This is a genomic window from Candidatus Pelagibacter sp. uisw_138 (genome assembly GCF_059512485.2).
The window spans coordinates 386,811-405,331 of the sequence record NZ_CM183453.2 but is presented as its reverse complement, the minus strand read 5'-3'; the positions used below and the strand labels follow the sequence as shown (position 1 = coordinate 405,331).

Sequence of the window (18,521 nt, the reverse complement as noted above, 5' to 3'; positions counted from 1 at the left end):
TTAAATAAAGCTTCAAAATTAGAGAGGGAAACAATGGCTATAACATATTTAAAAAAATCACCCAAAACATCATCAACAGACGACACTAAAACAACTGGAATTGTTCAAGATTTATTAAAAAATATTGAAACTACTAAAGAACAAGGCTGTATCGATCTTACAAAGAAATTTGATAAATATGATGGTGATATTATTGTTTCCAAAGAAAGAATTGAAGAGATTAAAAAAACATTAGACCAAAAAACAAAAGATGATGTTCAGTTTTCATACGAAAGAGTTAGAAAGTTTGCTGAAGCACAATTAAAAAACTATGGTCAGGACTTTGAGGTTGAACTTTCAGATGGATTGTTTGCTGGTCAAAAGCTAATACCAATTAATACTGCTGGATGTTATGTACCAGGAGGTCGTTATGCACATATTGCATCAGCTGTTATGAGTGTGACTACAGCAAAAGTTGCAGGTGTAAAAAATGTTATCGCGTGTAGCCCCCCAAAAGAAGGTGTGGGTGCTCATCCGACAATTATTTACACAGCCGACCTATGTGGTGCTGATGTAATTTTAAATTTAGGTGGTGTTCCGGCAATTGCCGCAATGACTAATGGTTTATTCAATAACCCTGCAGCTGATATTATTGTTGGTCCTGGAAACCAGTTTGTAGCAGAAGCTAAAAGAATTTTATTTGGAAAAGTGGGTATTGACCTTTTTGCAGGTCCTACAGAAATTGGAATTATTGCAGATGCTAAAGCTGACCCTGAGATAGTAGCTGTAGATTTAGTTGGTCAAGCTGAACATGGCTATAACTCACCTTGTTGGTTATACACAACGAGTAAAGAACTTGCAGAAAAAGTAATGAAAAGAGTTCCAGAGTTAATTGCTGAGTTGCCTGAGGTACCAAGAACAAATGCAGATGCTGCTTGGAGAGATTATGGTGAAGTTATTCTGTGTGATACAGATGAAGAAATGGCAACTATTAGCGATGAGTATGCTCCCGAACATTTAGAAATTCAGACAGAAAATTTAGAATGGTTTCACAAAAGACTTACAAATTACGGTTCTTTATTTATTGGTGAAGAAACAACCGTTGCTTATGGAGACAAGTGTTCAGGAACTAATCATATTCTTCCAACTAAAGGTGCCGGAAGATACACAGGTGGATTATTTGTTGGTAAGTTTGTTAAAACTTTAAGTTTCCAAAGAATGACAAAAGAATCTACTGAGTTAGTTGGTGCTGCAGCAGCAAGAATTTCTAGATACGAAGGAATGGAAGCACACGCAAGGACAGGTGACGTTAGACTTAAAAAGTACGGTTATTCTAGCTAAATTTAGATAATTTCCATTAGCACTGTTAAAGCCAAAATAGACATAAAAAGAATAATCAAGTAATTTATTTTTTTCCATACTTTTACACTCTTAAGATATTTAGAAAAATATTTTGAAAGATATCCCAGTATAAAAAAAAATAGGAATGAAGAAATAGCTGCCCCTGCTCCAAAATAATACTTATCCATTTGACTAAGGCTTTTAGAAAAGTTTCCAAGGAAAAATACAGTATCTGAATAAACGTGAGGGTTTAGAAAAGTAAAACCTAAAGTTTTAACTAAAATACTAGGTAAATTATTGGTTTTATTGTCTATATTAAATGAAGCATCTGAAACCTTAGTTTTAATTTTTCCCCAGATAAAATGTAATAAGAATATTAAGAGTAAAATATTAAAAATTAACTCAACTGTTGGTGTGAAATAATTATTTAGATATTGAAATAAAAAGATTCCTAAAAAAATTAATAAAAAATCTGAAATTGAACATATTAAACAAACAAGAAATATATATTGTTTTTTTAACCCTTGTTCTATGACAAATACATTTTGAGCACCTATTGCTAGAATTAAACTTAATCCAGTTAAAAAACCTAATATTAAATAATCCATTAAGTTTTATTAAACTCTTTTTTTACCCTGAACAACCCTATCAAGTATTAATGCAACAAATAAAATAGCTATACCCGCAAGTATACCTTGTCCAACATTGGCATATTGTAATGCTTCAAGAACATCTTGTCCTAAACCTTTTGCACCAATTAGAGATGCTACAACCACCATGGCCAAACTTAACATTACGGTTTGATTAACACCTGCTAAAATTGAAGGTGTGGCTAGTGGTAGATCTACTTTTCTTAGTAAATACCATTTAGTTGCACCATAAGCGATAGCTGCTTCTCGAATTGTTTCTGGTACTCCACGTAATCCTAAAACGGTAAGTCTTACAACAGGAGTTCCACCAAAAATCATTGTAATGATTACTGCTGCAACTTTTCCAGTTCCAAAAAATGCTATTACTGGAATCATAAATACAAAAGCTGGCATTGTTTGCATGAAATCCATTATCGGTCTTATTAATGAATAAAATCTTTGTCGTCTTGCACAAAAAATTCCAAGTGGAATACCTATCGCAATACTTAAAATTGCAGCTGTACCTAATAAAGCAAGTGTCGTCATTGCTTTAACCCAGAAACCTAAAAAACCCATATAACCCAAAAATCCTGCAGAATAAATTGCAGCTCTTGGTCCTGCTGATAGTCCTGTAAGGGTAACAATTGCAGTTATAATTACAATCCAAGGGGTTTTAACAAACAATAATTCCAAGAAATCTAATACCGACCTAATACCAATTGTTATAGCAGTAAAAATTACGTCTCCTTTAACAACAGCATAATCAAAAATAATCTCTATCCATTTAATTGAAAATAATCTTATTTCTGGATGAGTTGGGAACGTATCCATTACCTGAAGTAAGCCCGGAAAACTATAATGAATAACAGTAAAGATCATTATAACACAGGTAAAAATACTACTGTAAATGTAATTTTTCATCTGCATACCTGGATGAATAGATTTATCAGATAACCATTCAGAATATTTCTTTTCTAAAATTGAATTTGCTAAAACACCTTGAGCAATCTTAACTGCTATCAATAAAATAAAACCAAACACAGCAATCCAAATTGCAGAAGCTTCTACTCTTGTAATCTCATCTAGATAGCCTTGCATAGCATCCTCTAAAGATTTTATGTTTCTTTTAAATACATCAATTTTATCTGGATTATTTTCTATCGCTGCTTCTAATTGTTTATTTCTAAAAGCTATTGTCCCTTTAACCTGCTCAACTTTGGCAATGGCGTCTGCAGTAATATTACCAAATAAACCTCGAATAATTTGTACTACCGAAAAAGTTTCAATAATTAAAAAAGCTAAAGTCCAATTCCAAACATTACGCATTCCAAACCAAACTGGCCCAAGAATAAATGCAAATAAATTAAATGAAAATGAGTAAGTAGGTTTGCTACCAATTTTTTTAAACTCTTTAATATAATAATCTGGATTACTTTTTACAAAGTCAGTAATTAATTCATCTCTAGATGGATTTATAATTGCTTTATTCTCCATCACTGCCCTCTACAACTGCTTTAAGTAAATCTGCCTGTGTTATCACACCAATATTTTTTTTTTCATTATTGATTACTAATATTGGTTCATCTTTAATTGAAGATTTTTCTATTAATTTGTTTAATAAATCATTTTCATGAACACTTTCTAAGTTTTTAGCTATTGATCCAAATTCCTTTTCAAATTTCTCAACAGGCTGCATAATAGATTTAGCTTGAACAATTTTTAATCTAGAAATTCCCTTAACAAAGTCTGCTACATAACTATCTGCTGGTTTCATGACTATTTCTTCTGGTGTCCCTATTTGGATAACCTTTCCATCTCTCATGATTGCAATTCTGTGGCCTACTCTTACCGCTTCATCTAAGTCGTGAGTTATAAACACTGTGGTCTTTTTCATTTGTTTTGAAAGTTTGATAAATTCTGCTTGAAGCTGTCTTCTAATCAATGGATCTAGTGCACTAAATGGTTCATCCATTAATAAAACATCAGGATCTGCTGCTAGAGCTCTTGCTAATCCAACTCTTTGTTGCATTCCACCTGAAAGTTCGTGAGCAAATTTATTTCCCCAGCCTTGAAGCTCTACAATATCTAAAATCTTGTTAGCAGCATCCAATCTATCATTTTTACTTATACCTCTTATTTCAAGTGGCATTGCTATATTGTCTAATACTGATCTATGGGGCATTAGAGCAAAGTTTTGGAAAACCATCCCTATCTTTTTATTTCTTAGATCTTGCAAACTTTTTGAATCAAACTTCATTACATCTTCATTATCGATTAAAATTTGACCTGAAGTTGGTTCTAATAATCTATTGATATGCCTAACTAAAGTAGATTTACCACTACCAGAAAGACCCATTACACAAAAAATCTCCCCTGTTTTTACATTAAAAGAAACATCTGATACACCAATTACTGAATTATATTTTTCTAAAGCTTCTTGTTTTGAAATATGTTCATTTTGAATAGCATTTAATGCTTCTTTGGAATTATTACCAAATATCTTCCAAACATTTTTTATTTCAATAGCTGAGTCCATCAGATCCGTTCGAAAATTTAATAGTTTTTAAAGAAATGTACCCGGCAACGAATAAAGTCGCCGGGTATAAATTTATTTATCTTAAAGTCCTAACCAACCATCAACTTTAGATTTATTATTTTTCATCCATGTTCTAGCAACATCAGCTGGTTGTTTTTTCTCAACTGAAATTGCATATGCCATAGCTGAAACATCATCTCCTGTTAATTGAAAGTTCTTAAAAAACTCAACAATAGCTGGAGATTTACTTTCTAAAGAAGTACCCCAACCTATTTGAATTTTTTTAAGTGCATCTTTTGAAGCAACATAAGATTTTTTGTACCAGTCAGCATCTTCTTTAGGTTGTACCATTTTGTATTTAGCTGGATCATGTTTTGGCTCTTCCAACATAACTACATCTGCCATTCCCCAAATTGCGTGTGGTTTATAACAATAGAATGCATAACCTTCACCTTTTTTAATTGAGTCAAGTACTCTTGCATTTTTAACTGCTTCTGCTGCTCTTATCGCTTCAATACCAGCATCATATAAACCGTAGTCTCTTAATTTAACTTGGTTTGCATTTGCTGATGCCCAACCATCTGCTCCAATCCAAAATTCACCTTTACCATTGCCATCACTATCCATTGCTTTAACAACTTCTGGTCTAGCTAAGTCTTCGATTGCAGTAATATTAAATTTTTTCGCAAACTGTTGAGAAACACAATAACCTTGGTCTCCATCATATGGGTTGCTACTTAATTTTAAAGTTCCTTTAGGAACTAGATCATTAGTATAAGCCTGCTGGTTTGGTAACCAGATATCAGGGTGAACTTCAATTTCACCTTTACTTCTATCAATTGCACCATAGATCGCAGTATTATTTCCTGGAACTAATTCTGCTTCTCCACCCATTTTATCTATAACAACTGCTGCTAATAAGTTAGCAATAGCTGTTGCACCTGTCCAACCTGGATCTCCTATTTTAACTTTTTCAGCGAATGTTGAAAAAGTAGCAAATAAAGAAATTAAACCAGCTACAAGTGTAGTTTTTATTATTTTCATTATATCCCTCTCTATTAATTTAAAAACGAAGCATAACTTATAACTTTTGAACAAGTCAAAGAAAATTAGCTATTTATTATAATTGCTATGATTAAGTTTTAAGAGTGACTAATCCAAATAGTCTTAGTTTGAAGGTATTGATCTAGTGCTTCTGTACCTTGATCTCTACTCAATGATCCTGACTGTCTGTATCCACCAAAAGGTGTTTTAATGTCACCTTCAGAAAAAGTATTAACTGAAACAGTTCCACAAGGTAAGCTTTTTGCCATATGAAAAGCTCTATCAATATCTTGAGTGAAAACACTTGCGTGCAATCCATACTTGGAATTGCTTGCAATTTTTAATGCCTCTTCATCACTATTAATTGTAAGAACACCTAAAACTGGTCCAAAAATTTCTTCTTGGGCAATTGTCATGTTTTCTTTTAAATCATCAAATAGAGTTGGTTTTGCAAAAAATCCTTTTTGATCACCACTTGATACACCACCAAATAATAGCTTAGCTCCTTCATCAATTCCTTTTTGAATATATCCATCAACTGTTGCTAAATGTTTTTTAGAAATCATTGATCCCATATTACTTTCTGGATCTAGTGGATCTCCAGCCTTAAGAGCTTTTACTTTTTTTGAAACTTTATCTAAAAATTCATCTTTAACTTTGCTATGAATTATTTGCCTCATGTTTGCAGAGCAATTCTGCCCACCATTCCAAAAAGCAGAGTTAATAGCATTATCAATTAAATCATCTGTAATCTTTGCGTCTTCTAAAACGATAAATGGACTTTTTCCACCCATCTCTAAACCAATTGTTTTTAAATTACTTTCACCTGAATATTTCATGAATAGTCCACCAACTTCTGTTGAGCCTGTAAATGAAATCGCATCAACATCGTTGTGTCTACCAAGTGCTTCACCTACATCACCAAAGCCAGGTACTATATTTAAAACTCCATCAGGGATACCTGCTTCTTTTGCAATTTGAGCAACTCTAATTGCAGTTAGTGGTGTATCTTCTGCTGGTTTAATTATAACAGAACAACCAGCAGCTAATGCTGGTGCCATTTTCCAAACTGCCATCATCAAAGGGAAATTCCATGGAACAACTCCAGCAACAACACCAATTGGCTCTTTAACAATTAAACTAGTTAACGATGGTTCTGTTGGTCCAACTTTACCAAATACTTTATCTATTAATTCTCCATACCACTGAAAATGCATTGGAGCATCATTTGCAACCTCATTAATGCAGTCTCCAATTAATTTTCCTGTATCGATACATTCAAGAACAGAATTTTCTTCTCCAGTTTGTCTTAGTAATTCTGCAAATTTTAGTAAAATATCTTTTCTAAATTCTGGAGATGTTCTAGACCAAACACCACTATTAAAAGCTTTTCTTGAAGCTTTAACTGCTAGATCAACATCTTTATGGTTACATTTTGCAACAGAGCAAAGAGTTTCACCCGTTGCAGGGTTTATATTTTCAAACTTTTCACCATCGATAGCATCAACGTACTTACCATCAATAAAAGCTCTACCTTCAAACTTAATCTTGCTTGCTATAGATTTATAATCAGAAGCCATTAATCTGCATTTGCAGTTAATGTTTTAATCTCTAAAATATTTTCATTAGGGTCTTTAACAAAAAATGTCTCTTGCTCATATTTGGTACCTTTAAACCTTAAATAAGGTTCATCGTAATATTTGGCACCATTGTCTTTTAATCTTTGCTTAAGAGCATTAAAGTCTTTTCTAGATAAATGAACACCGAAATGTGGAACAGAAACATCGCCCATATCAACATCGTGTCTTTCACTATCCATTTTATGTTCACTTGCATGAAGAGTTAACTCATTTCCCCAAAAATCTACATCAGCCCACTCTTGTGCTGAATTATCCAATCTACAGCCTAACGTCTCGCTGTAAAATTTTTTTGCTACTTCAAGATCTCCACATGGTACTGCTAGATGGAAGCAATTTGTGTTTTTGTACATAAGTTTCTCCTCTTTAAATTCGTTATACAATGACTATATAGTTCAATATAATATTTTAATCAATAAAAGCTAAATTCATGAATGACTTTTTACAATCTATAATAGATAGAGATCCTGCGGCAAAATCTAAGTTAAGTTTAATTTTAACTTATCCTGGTGTTAAAGCAGTTTTTTTTCATAAAATTGCTAATTTTTTTCACCTTGCTAAGTTTCATTTGGTTGCAAGAATAATTTCACAACTATCAAGATTTTTAACTGGAATTGAAATTCACCCAGGTGCTAAGATTGGAAAAAATTTATTTATTGATCATGGTATGGGTGTTGTAATTGGTGAAACATCTGAAATTGGAAATAATGTAACTATTTATCATATGGCAACATTAGGTGGAATATCTCCCAGTATTAATTCAAATGATCAAAGACAAGTTAAGAGACACCCAACATTAAATGATTGTGTTGTAGTTGGTTCTGGTGCTCAAATATTGGGACCAGTGATGATAGGTGCTAATGCTAAAGTTGGAGCTAATGCAGTTGTTACTAAAAATGTTCCTGAAAATGCAGTAATGGTTGGAATACCAGCAAAAAATGTTGGAACAGCAACTGAAGAATTTAAACCCTATGCTGTCGAAGAGATTGATAAAGATACTTCAAGCTAATGAAAAATATTCAAGACAGTTTTATTTCAGGAATAGGTAATACTCCACTTATTAAACTAAGAGCTGCATCAGAAATTACTGGGTGTAATATTTACGGTAAAGCTGAATTCATGAACCCTGGTGGTTCTGTTAAAGATAGAGCAGCACTTACATTAATTAGAGATGCTGAAGAAAAAAAATTAATCTCTAAAGGTGGAACAATAGTTGAAGGTACAGCTGGTAATACTGGTATAGGCTTATGTCTACTTGGTAATTCACTTGGTTATAAAACAATAATTGTAATGAATGACAATCAAACCCAAGAAAAAAAAGATCTTCTTAGAAATATTGGTGCTGATTTAAGATTAGTTCCGGCAAAACCATATAAAGATGATGCAAATTTTGTAAAAGTTGCAGCAAAACTTGCTGATGAATTAAGACCATCAAATAACAATGGAGTAGTTTGGGCCAATCAGTTTGACAATGTTGCAAATGCTAAGGGTCATTATGAAACAACAGGTAAAGAAATTTGGGAACAAACTGAAGGTAAAGTTGATGGCTTCGTTTGTTCATCAGGAACAGGTGGAACAATTTCTGGGGTAAGTAACGCTCTTAAAGAAAAGAATAAGGATATTAAAATATTTCTATCTGATCCAAAAGGCTCTGCTCTTTATAATTATATAAAAAATGGTGAATTAAAATCTGAAGGTGGATCAATTACTGAAGGAATTGGATCAAGTAGAATTACAAAAAATTTTGAAAATGCTAAAATTGATGATGCCTACTCTATAGATGACCATGAAGCGCTTCCTATACTTTATGATTTAATTGAAAATGAAGGTTTAAGCCTTGGTACTAGCTGTGGAATTAATATTGCTGGCGCTATTAGAATGGGTAAAGAATTAGGTCCTGGAAAAACCATCGTTACAATACTTTGTGATAAAAGTGAAAAGTACGCTACTAAAATGTTTAATAAGAAATTTCTAGAAGAAAAAGGTTTACCCTTCCCTAATTGGCTTTAAATATAAATCTTATCGGCTAATCCATAACAAAGAACGGCACTAATAATTGTGAAAATTAATGGTGCAATAATAGCTTCATTTGAATCGTTCATAACACCCGTCTTATCGATCTTAATTGAGTAAGTATTAACTATAAAGATACAAAAATTTTGAACAAAAACTAAATTGAAAAATGCCCACGTTGCTTCGACACCATTTGGTCTTACAAACATAATATATAATGCCATCAAGAAAGAACCTAGAAATATTGCACCTGTCATCCGCATAACAGTTGCAGCTGTCTTGTCTATTTGAAATTTTTCTCTAAATTTTTGGTTTCCAATAATCATTTGATAAGCATAAATACCTATACCCAAAAAGTGTATTACAAATAATATTAAATAAAAAACTCCATTAAATTTTTCAATCATAAATAGACAATAACAATATTAGTCTTTAAAAATACCTAAATAACTAGTTGGGTCATTTTGCACATGCAAAGTGACAATGTTGGTTATATCAAAAACTTATTATTTTCCTATTGTTTGGTTGATTAATCAAACAAAGAAAAATATGAAAAAAATAGTAATAACATTATTCTTAGTACTTTTTACAAGTTCAGTTTATGCAGGTTCTTGCCCAATGATGGCAAAGAGTATAGATGATAAAATTGCAGAAGCACAAATGCTAAGAGATCAAGGTATGGCAGCTCATGATGCTGGTGATCATGCAAAATCAGAAGAATTATTAGGTAAAGCTATGGAGCTTTTTAAAAGTTAACAAATAATTTTATATATTTAGCGGGATTTCATTTAAAGTAGCTAAATGAATCTCGCTACTTCGTATGCGTTCTTAATATTAGCTATTATTTTAGGGGGGTACATCAATTAGTTTTTCTAAAATTGCACTACTTTTTTAAATCAATTACAATAAACGTAGTTACAAAATTAATAAATAATACAAAAGTTAAAAATATGACTGGTCAAAGGCGTTGGTTAAAAATATGGGCTAGAACAGTTGGAATGCCAATTGGTATTAATGATGAAGATAAGCCTGAGTTTTTACCTATTAAACAAACAGATGTGAAGAAAGCATTAGCTTTTAGAACATTCTGGGTTCTGCTTCATGTTCTAACTTGTCTCTTAATTATTGCTGGTAATGGCAGAGTAATGGGTTTGTGGTAATTAAAAAGATTAATAAAACCACTGTTTGTCACGGTAAAGCTTCATGTATATTTTGACTACATGGATTGTAAGATAAATCTCCTTAATTAATAGAGTTGGGATTTGCTTAAGTGTCCCAACTTTAAATAATAAATAAATAGGGTTTTATGTATTTAGCAATAAGTAGACTTCAAGTTATGTCTGGCAAAGTAAATGAATTTGAAACAGCTTGGAAAAATCGTGAACAAGAGACTCATGGTGTGAAAGGCTTTAAGAAATTCAACTTATTCAAAGGTGAGGTAAATAAAGAATTCTCTCTTTATATTTTTCATAGTGAATGGAATACCGAGAGTGACTTTATTAACTGGACAAAATCTAACTCGTTTCAATTAGCACATAAAAATCCTACACTAGAAGGAAATTTATATCTTGGACCCCCCGATTTTGATGGATATGTAGGGTTGCCTGATTTTGAAGGTTTTAAAGTAGTTATATAATTTTAAAAAGATTTCATTTAAGGTAATTAAATGAACATGACAACTTCATATTTATTTCTGATTTTAGCTGTTTTTTTAGGAGTCACATCAAATAGTTTTGCAAAAAGTGCTGAAGGCTTTACCCTTCTCTTTCCAAGTATTATCACAGGAATCACAATCGTTTTATGTATGTATGCACTTTCAATGGTAATGAAAAATATTCCAATGGGGATAACTTATGCATCATTTGCTGGATTAACAATTATTTCAACTGTAATTGTTGGTGTAATTAGATTCAATCAAATGCCAAATCTTTATTCAATGATTGGTTTGGGTTTAATTATAATAGGTGTATTAATGGTTAACTTGTTAGGAAATAATTAATTATGCTTTCAAAAAAATATTCTCAAACTTTATTTATGATTTTTATGTCATTTGGAATGAGCGTTATAATGAGTGGTGTAGTTACTGCGGTGAACACTGGCATTGGTGATGGTTTTATTGAAAGATATTTTAACTCTTGGTTATTTGCTTTTCCTGTAGCATTATTTGCAGCTATTACTTTAGCTCCAATTATAAGACCTCTAGTTAATAAAATTGCCTCAAAAGATTAGTTATAAAAGAATTGTAAAAATTTTACGGAAAAAAATATTGTAAGAAGAGTTTTTTAAATTATCGAAACTTTATTATTTATCAAAATTTAATTCAATAAATATATTTAACATAAAGTAAAATAAATGTTTTGAATGCAATGTTTGAAAATGTTATTGTGTGAATATATATAAAGGAGGTCGATTATGAATTTATCACCACCTGACACATAACTGGTGTGATTAAATAATCAAAGACTAATTAAGATCGAAAAAATATAAAGTCCATTATTATGGATTTTGGCGCATACCGCTAACTTACAGGGGAACTCTTTTGGGCTTTCCGAAAGGGTGAACCCCTTAAAAGATAAGTTAAAAAATAGATGGCAAAACGTGAATACCATCATCATTTAAAGTAATATCAAATTCATTTACTACATTAGAAATATCTAGTGGTGAATATAAATGTGGAAACATATTTCCATCTGATGCTTGTTCCCAAACTAAATGATCTAGCTTTAAGGTATCTACCTTTAATAAAATTAAATCTTTTTGGTTTTGGTAAAATTTTTTAAGCGTTCCGGCAACTTGATCATCACCTGAAAAGTGAATGTAACCATCTTCTAAATCTTTTTTAGAACCTGTAAATTGACCCTTGCTCTTAATTTCTTGCCATTCAGATTTGGTACATATTTTATAAACAAATTTGAAGTTCATTTAAAATTTATATTATTCAGTGGAGATGATGACAATAAGAAACTTCCCTCTTTCGAGGGAAGCTAATATTAACTATCTAATAGAGAGAGAAGATAATGTTAATTTTTTAATTTTATAGGCTCCTTATAGACGGCACTTTGAAATATTAAAATGACTTATTGTCACTACAGCAATGCAAAGATTAGATACCTTATTTTATCTGTTCACTTAGTGAACATTTTACCAGGATGAATTTGGTTGAGCTAGAAACTCTATTTCCTCAGGAGTAGATTTTCTATCTAACACTAAGTTTCGATGAGGATATCTATGAAATTTCTTTATTACTAAGGTGTGATCTTTCCAAGATTTTTTTATAGAGATTAAACCTAGATGATCTTTTAAGAATTTATCTAGTAGATAATAGGCCATATCATGATCTGTGATCTCTTCACTGTGAATTAGTGGTAATATCATAAAAAGTCTTTGATCTTGATCCATTTCATCTAAAAAGCCTGCATAAACAGAATCGTTAACTATCAACCTTGCTTTATGATCTTGGATAAAAGCTTTTGGATCATCTCTAAACATATTTCTTGAAAATTGATCAAATAAAATAACTAGAGCCAAAGATCCAAGGGAAGTGTCTTGCCAATCGTCATATTCATTTGTACTTGCTAATTCATAATCTTTTAAAAAGTTTTCTTTAATTAATTCATCAAAATCTTTATGTTTTTGAAATCTTTTTTTTGGTGGAGTGTCTTTAAACCAAAAATCTAATATTTTTTTTGCTCTTGTATGCATTTATTTTGAAACTGGTTTTAAAAGCTTAAGCATTTTATTATGAATAGATTGATTAGCTGAAACTAGAATACTTCCAGCATTAACTGCATCTCTATTATCCCATGTTGAAACAATACCTCCTGCAGCTTTTATTATTGGCATCAATGGATGAATATCCCAAATTTTATTAGTTGCTTGAAAGACAACATCAATTTTCCCCTCACATAAATGGGAGTAACTTAATGCGTCTGCAGTTGGAAATTGCATTAATTTTAAAACTTTTGGAATTGTCATTTGTTGTTTAAGAGAGACCGCTCCATGAAATGCTCCTGATACTTTTATCTTACTAAATGGTATATTTTTTGAAACAGAGATTTTTCTTTTTTGGCCTTTTTCAAAAACAAAAGAATTTTTATTATCAAAATTTAAATAATATTTATTTAATATTGGAAAGTTTGCTAAACCAACAACGGGTATACCTTTAAAATTAAGCGATATTAAATTGCTCCATGTTGGATTGCCTATTACAAATGATCTTGTTCCATCAATTGGGTCTATGACCCATGTGTAATCACTAGTTGATTTTTTGTGACCAAACTCTTCACCTATAACTTGATGACTTGGAAATTTTTTTTTAATCTTTAATATAATAAATTTTTCAAATGCTTTGTCAGATGTTGTTACTGGGTCATAGCCTTTACCTTTAAGTTTGTTAGATATCATGAAAGTTTTATTAAGTTTTGAAAAATAAAATTTATTTAAGTCTTTTGCTAGGGTATTTAGAAAGTTAGAATATAACTTGTAATCCTTTTTATTTAATAAATTCATTAAATTATATTTTCAATTTGTTTTTCAGCTTCTTTAATTGATTTCTCATAATCTAACGCCATTTGATCAGCACTTATTACTTCAACTTTTTCAATTCCAAAGAAATTTAATATAAATTTTAACCATGGAGTTAAAAAATCCTCTGAGCTATTTAATTTAGTTCCACCTGAAGTAATTACTAAATAAGCTTGTTTATTTTTAAGTAATCCCTCTCTTCTCCCATTAGGTTTAAACCTGAAAGTCTCACCAATTCTTGCTGCTAGGTCACACCAAGCTTTAAGAGTTGCTGGAGGGCCATAATTATAAATTGGCGCTGAAATTATAATGATATCACTTTCTTTTAATTCACTTACAAGTTTATCTGATAGTTCAAACATTTTTTTATGCTCTTCAGTTTGGTCTTTTTCTGCAATCTTCATTCCAGACTCAGTTAAACCACTAACAAAAAGCATATCGTCATCTAAATCTCTATAAATTACTTCATCACCTGGTTTTTTGATTTTATTTAATAATTTTTTTGCTAATGCTCTTGAACTTGATCCTTCTTTTCTGGCACTTGAGTCAATTTGATAAATTTTCATAAGTATAGATTGTTATTAACCTATTAACCGAAGTTTTGCAAAAAGGGTAAATAGTTTAAAATATAGTAGCCAAGAACTTGTAATTGATTTGTTAAAATTAAAATTCCTGTAATTAAAAGTATTATACCACCACCTTTTGTGACTAAATTAATATTTCTTTTGAAGTTTTTTGAAAATAATAAAAATTTTTGCATCAAATAACCTGATAAAATAAAAGGTATCGCTAACCCAAGAGAGTAAAAGCTTAAAAGTAAAATTGCTTTGTAAATAGTTTCTTCTGTAGAGGCTAAAGCAAGTATCGACCCTAAAATAGGCCCAATACACGGTGTCCATCCAAAGCCAAATGCCATTCCTACAATAAATACAAAAAAAATATTATTTGATTTTTTTGTATAAAATTTCTTTTCAACATTAAGAAATTTAATATTTAAAATACCAATTAATTGAAGGGAGAATATAATTATTATAACTCCTGCAATTGATCTTAAAATTTGAGAATTTTGTAAAAGAATTTGACCCAAAAAAGAAGCAGTTGCACCAAAGATAATAAACACAAAAGAAAAACCTAATGAAAAAACTATCAACGGCAATAAATCAATTTTCTTTTTTTCTAAAATTTCATTTAATGTGTTGCCACTAATAAAGGAAACATAGCCAGGTATTAACGGTAAGACACATGGTGATAAAAAACTGATTAAACCAGCTCCAAATGCTATAAATAACTCTAACATGAAATATTATTCTGCTAACACTTTTATGTTTTGTCTTCCAAGATTATCAATTGATAGCTCCATATTATCACCATCTTTTAAAAAAACAGGAGGATTCATGCCAAGGCCGACACCAGGCGGAGTGCCAGTAGTAATAATATCACCAGGCATTAATGTTATAAAACTTGTGATATGAGCTACCAAAAAGTTAAAATTAAAAATCATTTGGTTGGTGTTACCTGTTTGATGTCTATTACCATTAACATCTAGTGTTAAGTTCAAATTATTAACATCTTGAATTTCATCTTTGGTTACTAAGTAAGGTCCTAAAGGTCCAAATGTATCACCAGATTTACCTTTAACCCACTGACCGCCTTTTTCTTTTTGCCATTCACGTTCACTGATATCGTTACAAATACAGTATCCGAAAATATAATCTTGTGCATCCTTTTCTAAAACTCTTTTTGCTTTTTTTCCAATGACAAAAGCTATCTCCACTTCATGATCTAATTTTTTTGAAGTCTTGGGTATGATTACATTGTCGTTTGGTCCAACTATAGAATGAACTGACTTATTGAATAGAACTGGGTTCTCGGGTGTTTTTGCACCTGTTTCTTTTGCATGCTCAACATAATTTAAACCGATTGCAAAAAAATTTCCTGGTTTAGAAATACAAGACCCTATTCTTTCATTTTGATTTATCTCTTCTAAATTCTTCAAATCTATTTCTTTAATTTTATCCAAAGTTTCAAAATTAATACTTTCAGGATTTAAATCTTTAATAACTGAAGATAAATTTCTATATTTTCCTTCATTATCTAATGCTACAGGAATTTCTTGTCCTACTTTTCCAATTCTTAAAAATTTCATTTTTTATTTATCTTTTCAATTGCATTATATAAAGAGCTATGATCAGTATTACCATGTCCATCTGCTACTAGATCTTTATACATTTCTTTAATTAAACTTGAAATAGGCAAATGAGTATCAACAGCTTTTCCAGCATTAATGATATTAGTCATATCTTTTAATTGCGTTGTAGTTTTTCCTTTTGGTGAGAAATCTTTACCAATCATTCTTTTTCCATGAGTTTGTAATATTTTACTATCAGCCCATCCTCCTGATAAGGCTTCAATCATTTTACCTGGATTAGTTCCAGATTTTTCGCATAAAGTAACTGCTTCTGCTACAGCTCCAATAGTAACACCTACAATTATTTGATTTGCTAGTTTTGAAATTTGACCAGATGTGACTGGGCCTACTAGTGTTGGGTTGCCTAATATTTTAAGAAGATCATAACATTCTTTAAATGTTTTTTCATTACCACCCACCATGATAGCTAAAGAAGCCTCTTCTGCTCCAATTGTTCCCCCAGATACAGGTGCATCTAGATAATTAATATTATTTTCTTTTAAAATCTCAGCATATTTTTTTGTAATAACGGGATTGACAGAACTCATATCAATTACTGTGGCACTTTCTTTAATGTTGGATATAAATTCATCACTACCCATTACTTTCTCTACCGCAGCATCATCTGTAAGCATTGCAATAACTACATCAGAATTTGTAACAACACTTTTGATAGATGTGGATATTTCTGCTCCAAATTCTTTTAATCTATCTGCTTTGTCTTGGGATCTATTATAAGCTTTTAAATTATAACCTGATTTAAGGAGGTTTTTAGCCATGGGAAACCCCATAAGACCAATTCCAATAAAACCAATATTCTTCATATAACTTATATATAACCTATACTATTTTCTTAACTACGCTTAATCGCTTTATAATTATTATTATATCTTAAAGGATTTTGGCTGAATTCCCTTAATATTTGTTTTAATCTTAAATAAAGAGCCTGAAAATTTATATTTTTTAATTTCATTTTTATTCATACCTTTTAAGGCAGTTGATACAAAAATATCATTATTATTCAATCCACCAAAAATACAATTTGTGATATTTTTTGCTGGTAAGTCAATTTTATGAATTTTTTTACCTTCTAAATTATAGACGGAAATACACGCTCCACCAAAATGACAAACCCAAATATTTTTTTTTGAGTCAATCGTCATTCCGTCAGGTGAGCCATCCTTTTTAGAGAATTTTAAAAATTTTGTTTTTTTAACTATTTTATATTTTTTATTTATTTTAATTTTATAAATTGTTTTACTACGACTATCAGTGTGTAAAAAATTTTCTGCATCTATAAAAGCTGGTCCATTTGTAATGTAATATTTTGTATCCACTTTATGAATATTAAGTTTTTTGTCTAAACAATATAAAGATCCATTTTTAATGGATCTCTCAGGGTTATCCATAGTTCCAAACCACAGTCTACCTTTAGGGTCTATCTTTCCATCATTTATTCTATTTAGAGGTATATCTTCTTCAATTGGAATAGATCTAATAGTTTGTTTATTTTTAAGATTAATAATTCTAAGCTCTGATTGTAAACCAAGTATAAAAATATCTTTTTTAATATGAGCAAGAAACCCAATTTCTTTATCTACTTTAATAATTTTTTTTTTATTAGTTTTTATATTTAAAGTTAAAATTTTTTTTTTCTTAATATCAACAAAGTAAATTGAATTATGTAATGGCACCCATAGAGTGCCCTCACCTAATATTGCTTTTGAATTCCAGATAACTTTAGGCTCTGAAGTTATGATGTTCAAATTATTCTGCTACAACTTTTGAGTTTTGTTCACCTAAATTATCAATCGATAATCTAATTGTGTCACCTGCTTTTAAAAATACTTGAGGTTTTTTTCCCATACCCACTCCTGGAGGTGTTCCAGTTGTAATAATGTCACCTGCTTGTAATGTCATAAACTTACTTAAATATGAAACTATAAAGAACACATTAAATATCATCTTATCTGTATTTCCAGTTTGCATTCTTTGTCCATTAACATCCAAGCTTAAATTAAGACTGTTGATGTTAGAAATTTCACTTTTAGTGACCAAATATGGTCCAATTGGTCCATATGTATCATGTGATTTTCCTTTAACCCACTGACCCATCTTTTTAAGTTGCCACTCTCTTTCACTCAGATCGTTTACTAAACAATATCCAAGAATGTGACTTTCAGCTTCGTTTTCACTAATGTTTTTAGCATCTTTTCCAATAATTATTCCCAATTCAACTTCCCAATCAAGTTCTTTTGAATCGTTTGAAATTTCAATATCATCATTTGGACCATTAATTGAACTTGTTGCTTTCATGAATACAATGGGTTCTGATGGAGCATCCATACCAGACTCTGCCGCATGATCAGAATAATTTAAACCAATTGCTACAAATTTTCCTGGTTTATTAATACACGCACCTATTCTCTCAGAATTTGAAATTTCAGGTAAGTTTTCTAAATCTATACTTTCTAATTTTTTAATAGTTTCAAAATTTACAATATCTGAATTTAAATCAGTAATGTGAGAACTTAAATCTCTAATTTTTCCATTTTTATCTAATGCTGCTGGTTTTTCTTTTCCTTTAACACCTACTCTTAATAGCTTCATAGTTATCCTTTTTTTAATTT

General features: G+C 30.8%; 24 protein-coding genes. 8 read left to right on the top strand and 16 right to left on the bottom strand.

The features are described from left to right. Window positions 1–33: 33 nt before the first annotated feature. Entirely contained in the window at window positions 34–1,320 is a 1,287-nt protein-coding gene (gene hisD / locus AC5YGC_RS02110; RefSeq protein WP_496140009.1) for a histidinol dehydrogenase, read from the top strand. 2 nt (window positions 1,321–1,322) lie between these two features. Here hisD and AC5YGC_RS02105 read toward each other — a convergent pair whose 3' ends face one another. The 6 genes from AC5YGC_RS02105 to AC5YGC_RS02080 all read right to left on the bottom strand — a co-directional run bounded on the left by AC5YGC_RS02105 (window position 1,323) and on the right by AC5YGC_RS02080 (window position 7,519). Then, entirely contained in the window at window positions 1,323–1,928 is a 606-nt protein-coding gene (locus tag AC5YGC_RS02105) for a LysE family transporter (RefSeq protein ID WP_496140008.1), read from the bottom strand. Window positions 1,929–1,937: 9 nt separating this feature from the next. Further along, window positions 1,938–3,443, bottom strand: a complete 1,506-nt coding sequence (locus tag AC5YGC_RS02100; RefSeq protein WP_415314156.1) for an ABC transporter permease — start codon at window positions 3,441–3,443, stop codon at window positions 1,938–1,940. Further along, on the bottom strand, window positions 3,433–4,485 hold the full coding sequence (locus AC5YGC_RS02095) for a quaternary amine ABC transporter ATP-binding protein (RefSeq protein ID WP_415303569.1): 1,053 nt from the start codon (window positions 4,483–4,485) through the stop codon (window positions 3,433–3,435). Before AC5YGC_RS02095 ends, AC5YGC_RS02100 begins: the two co-directional genes overlap by 11 nt. An 81-nt stretch (window positions 4,486–4,566) precedes the next feature. Next, window positions 4,567–5,529, bottom strand: a complete 963-nt coding sequence (locus AC5YGC_RS02090; protein ID WP_415278832.1) for an ABC transporter substrate-binding protein — start codon at window positions 5,527–5,529, stop codon at window positions 4,567–4,569. 98 nt (window positions 5,530–5,627) lie between these two features. Beyond that, window positions 5,628–7,109: an aldehyde dehydrogenase family protein gene (locus tag AC5YGC_RS02085; RefSeq protein ID WP_496140007.1), complete on the bottom strand. Its 1,482-nt coding sequence runs from the start codon at window positions 7,107–7,109 to the stop codon at window positions 5,628–5,630. Beyond that, entirely contained in the window at window positions 7,109–7,519 is a 411-nt protein-coding gene (locus AC5YGC_RS02080; protein ID WP_415278830.1) for a VOC family protein, read from the bottom strand. The genes AC5YGC_RS02085 and AC5YGC_RS02080 overlap by 1 nt, the downstream gene beginning before the upstream one ends. A 77-nt stretch (window positions 7,520–7,596) precedes the next feature. Here AC5YGC_RS02080 and epsC point away from each other — a divergent pair, with 77 nt between their 5' ends. Next, window positions 7,597–8,175 (top strand): serine O-acetyltransferase EpsC, encoded by a 579-nt coding sequence (epsC, locus tag AC5YGC_RS02075; protein WP_496140006.1) that lies wholly within the window; start codon window positions 7,597–7,599, stop codon window positions 8,173–8,175. After that, window positions 8,175–9,176, top strand: coding sequence for a cysteine synthase A (locus AC5YGC_RS02070; protein ID WP_415284126.1), 1,002 nt, complete (start codon window positions 8,175–8,177; stop codon window positions 9,174–9,176). Before epsC ends, AC5YGC_RS02070 begins: the two co-directional genes overlap by 1 nt. On the opposite strand, the gene AC5YGC_RS02065 is transcribed toward AC5YGC_RS02070, so the two are convergent. Further along, window positions 9,173–9,586, bottom strand: coding sequence for a hypothetical protein (locus AC5YGC_RS02065; protein ID WP_415284127.1), 414 nt, complete (start codon window positions 9,584–9,586; stop codon window positions 9,173–9,175). The two genes, AC5YGC_RS02070 and AC5YGC_RS02065, sit on opposite strands and share 4 nt — an antisense overlap. A 142-nt stretch (window positions 9,587–9,728) precedes the next feature. Here AC5YGC_RS02065 and AC5YGC_RS02060 point away from each other — a divergent pair, with 142 nt between their 5' ends. From AC5YGC_RS02060 to AC5YGC_RS02040, 5 genes are all read left to right on the top strand, one after another. After that, window positions 9,729–9,935, top strand: coding sequence for a hypothetical protein (locus AC5YGC_RS02060; RefSeq protein ID WP_168606465.1), 207 nt, complete (start codon window positions 9,729–9,731; stop codon window positions 9,933–9,935). Window positions 9,936–10,057: 122 nt separating this feature from the next. Continuing rightward, on the top strand, window positions 10,058–10,339 hold the full coding sequence (locus tag AC5YGC_RS02055; RefSeq protein ID WP_496140005.1) for a hypothetical protein: 282 nt from the start codon (window positions 10,058–10,060) through the stop codon (window positions 10,337–10,339). A gap of 146 nt (window positions 10,340–10,485) precedes the next feature. Further along, on the top strand, window positions 10,486–10,815 hold the full coding sequence (locus tag AC5YGC_RS02050) for an antibiotic biosynthesis monooxygenase (protein WP_496140004.1): 330 nt from the start codon (window positions 10,486–10,488) through the stop codon (window positions 10,813–10,815). A gap of 30 nt (window positions 10,816–10,845) precedes the next feature. Then, window positions 10,846–11,178 (top strand): DMT family transporter, encoded by a 333-nt coding sequence (locus tag AC5YGC_RS02045; protein ID WP_415284131.1) that lies wholly within the window; start codon window positions 10,846–10,848, stop codon window positions 11,176–11,178. 2 nt (window positions 11,179–11,180) lie between these two features. After that, window positions 11,181–11,408, top strand: a complete 228-nt coding sequence (locus AC5YGC_RS02040; protein WP_415322499.1) for a DUF2798 domain-containing protein — start codon at window positions 11,181–11,183, stop codon at window positions 11,406–11,408. Between the two features lie 348 nt (window positions 11,409–11,756). Here AC5YGC_RS02040 and AC5YGC_RS02035 read toward each other — a convergent pair whose 3' ends face one another. From AC5YGC_RS02035 to AC5YGC_RS01995, 9 genes are all read right to left on the bottom strand, one after another. Then, window positions 11,757–12,101, bottom strand: coding sequence for a DUF952 domain-containing protein (locus tag AC5YGC_RS02035; RefSeq protein WP_496140003.1), 345 nt, complete (start codon window positions 12,099–12,101; stop codon window positions 11,757–11,759). A 219-nt stretch (window positions 12,102–12,320) separates the two neighbouring features. Then, complete coding sequence (locus AC5YGC_RS02030) at window positions 12,321–12,881, bottom strand: DUF924 family protein (RefSeq protein WP_496140002.1); 561 nt, start codon at window positions 12,879–12,881, stop codon at window positions 12,321–12,323. Then, a complete protein-coding gene (locus AC5YGC_RS02025) occupies window positions 12,882–13,688 on the bottom strand; it encodes an inositol monophosphatase family protein (RefSeq protein WP_496140001.1) in 807 nt (268 codons plus the stop codon). Then, window positions 13,688–14,269 carry an FMN-dependent NADH-azoreductase gene (locus tag AC5YGC_RS02020; RefSeq protein WP_415294511.1) on the bottom strand — a complete coding sequence of 194 codons (582 nt, stop codon included), beginning with the start codon at window positions 14,267–14,269 and terminating at the stop codon, window positions 13,688–13,690. Before AC5YGC_RS02020 ends, AC5YGC_RS02025 begins: the two co-directional genes overlap by 1 nt. A gap of 23 nt (window positions 14,270–14,292) precedes the next feature. Next, window positions 14,293–15,000 (bottom strand): cytochrome c biogenesis protein CcdA, encoded by a 708-nt coding sequence (locus AC5YGC_RS02015; RefSeq protein WP_496140000.1) that lies wholly within the window; start codon window positions 14,998–15,000, stop codon window positions 14,293–14,295. Window positions 15,001–15,006: 6 nt separating this feature from the next. Then, window positions 15,007–15,849 carry a fumarylacetoacetate hydrolase family protein gene (locus tag AC5YGC_RS02010; RefSeq protein WP_496139999.1) on the bottom strand — a complete coding sequence of 281 codons (843 nt, stop codon included), beginning with the start codon at window positions 15,847–15,849 and terminating at the stop codon, window positions 15,007–15,009. Further along, on the bottom strand, window positions 15,846–16,715 hold the full coding sequence (locus tag AC5YGC_RS02005) for an NAD(P)-binding domain-containing protein (protein ID WP_496139997.1): 870 nt from the start codon (window positions 16,713–16,715) through the stop codon (window positions 15,846–15,848). Before AC5YGC_RS02005 ends, AC5YGC_RS02010 begins: the two co-directional genes overlap by 4 nt. Window positions 16,716–16,775: 60 nt before the next feature. Beyond that, window positions 16,776–17,657 carry an SMP-30/gluconolactonase/LRE family protein gene (locus tag AC5YGC_RS02000; RefSeq protein WP_496139996.1) on the bottom strand — a complete coding sequence of 294 codons (882 nt, stop codon included), beginning with the start codon at window positions 17,655–17,657 and terminating at the stop codon, window positions 16,776–16,778. Between the two features lies 1 nt (window position 17,658). Then, window positions 17,659–18,501, bottom strand: coding sequence for a fumarylacetoacetate hydrolase family protein (locus AC5YGC_RS01995; protein ID WP_496139995.1), 843 nt, complete (start codon window positions 18,499–18,501; stop codon window positions 17,659–17,661). Between the last annotated feature and the right edge of the window lie 20 nt (window positions 18,502–18,521).

Bases quoted from the DNA above. Each gene is read 5' to 3' on its own strand.
- hisD (WP_496140009.1), top strand. From the start codon at position 34: ATGGCTATAACATATTTAAAAAAATCACCCAAAACATCATCAACAGAC.
- AC5YGC_RS02105 (WP_496140008.1), bottom strand. From the start codon at position 1,928: ATGGATTATTTAATATTAGGTTTTTTAACTGGATTAAGTTTAATTCTA.
- AC5YGC_RS02100 (WP_415314156.1), bottom strand. From the start codon at position 3,443: ATGGAGAATAAAGCAATTATAAATCCATCTAGAGATGAATTAATTACT.
- AC5YGC_RS02095 (WP_415303569.1), bottom strand. From the start codon at position 4,485: ATGGACTCAGCTATTGAAATAAAAAATGTTTGGAAGATATTTGGTAAT.
- AC5YGC_RS02090 (WP_415278832.1), bottom strand. From the start codon at position 5,529: ATGAAAATAATAAAAACTACACTTGTAGCTGGTTTAATTTCTTTATTT.
- AC5YGC_RS02085 (WP_496140007.1), bottom strand. From the start codon at position 7,109: ATGGCTTCTGATTATAAATCTATAGCAAGCAAGATTAAGTTTGAAGGT.
- AC5YGC_RS02080 (WP_415278830.1), bottom strand. From the start codon at position 7,519: ATGTACAAAAACACAAATTGCTTCCATCTAGCAGTACCATGTGGAGAT.
- epsC (WP_496140006.1), top strand. From the start codon at position 7,597: ATGAATGACTTTTTACAATCTATAATAGATAGAGATCCTGCGGCAAAA.
- AC5YGC_RS02070 (WP_415284126.1), top strand. From the start codon at position 8,175: ATGAAAAATATTCAAGACAGTTTTATTTCAGGAATAGGTAATACTCCA.
- AC5YGC_RS02065 (WP_415284127.1), bottom strand. From the start codon at position 9,586: ATGATTGAAAAATTTAATGGAGTTTTTTATTTAATATTATTTGTAATA.
- AC5YGC_RS02060 (WP_168606465.1), top strand. From the start codon at position 9,729: ATGAAAAAAATAGTAATAACATTATTCTTAGTACTTTTTACAAGTTCA.
- AC5YGC_RS02050 (WP_496140004.1), top strand. From the start codon at position 10,486: ATGTATTTAGCAATAAGTAGACTTCAAGTTATGTCTGGCAAAGTAAAT.
- AC5YGC_RS02045 (WP_415284131.1), top strand. From the start codon at position 10,846: ATGAACATGACAACTTCATATTTATTTCTGATTTTAGCTGTTTTTTTA.
- AC5YGC_RS02040 (WP_415322499.1), top strand. From the start codon at position 11,181: ATGCTTTCAAAAAAATATTCTCAAACTTTATTTATGATTTTTATGTCA.
- AC5YGC_RS02035 (WP_496140003.1), bottom strand. From the start codon at position 12,101: ATGAACTTCAAATTTGTTTATAAAATATGTACCAAATCTGAATGGCAA.
- AC5YGC_RS02030 (WP_496140002.1), bottom strand. From the start codon at position 12,881: ATGCATACAAGAGCAAAAAAAATATTAGATTTTTGGTTTAAAGACACT.
- AC5YGC_RS02025 (WP_496140001.1), bottom strand. From the start codon at position 13,688: ATGAATTTATTAAATAAAAAGGATTACAAGTTATATTCTAACTTTCTA.
- AC5YGC_RS02020 (WP_415294511.1), bottom strand. From the start codon at position 14,269: ATGAAAATTTATCAAATTGACTCAAGTGCCAGAAAAGAAGGATCAAGT.
- AC5YGC_RS02015 (WP_496140000.1), bottom strand. From the start codon at position 15,000: ATGTTAGAGTTATTTATAGCATTTGGAGCTGGTTTAATCAGTTTTTTA.
- AC5YGC_RS02010 (WP_496139999.1), bottom strand. From the start codon at position 15,849: ATGAAATTTTTAAGAATTGGAAAAGTAGGACAAGAAATTCCTGTAGCA.
- AC5YGC_RS02005 (WP_496139997.1), bottom strand. From the start codon at position 16,715: ATGAAGAATATTGGTTTTATTGGAATTGGTCTTATGGGGTTTCCCATG.
- AC5YGC_RS01995 (WP_496139995.1), bottom strand. From the start codon at position 18,501: ATGAAGCTATTAAGAGTAGGTGTTAAAGGAAAAGAAAAACCAGCAGCA.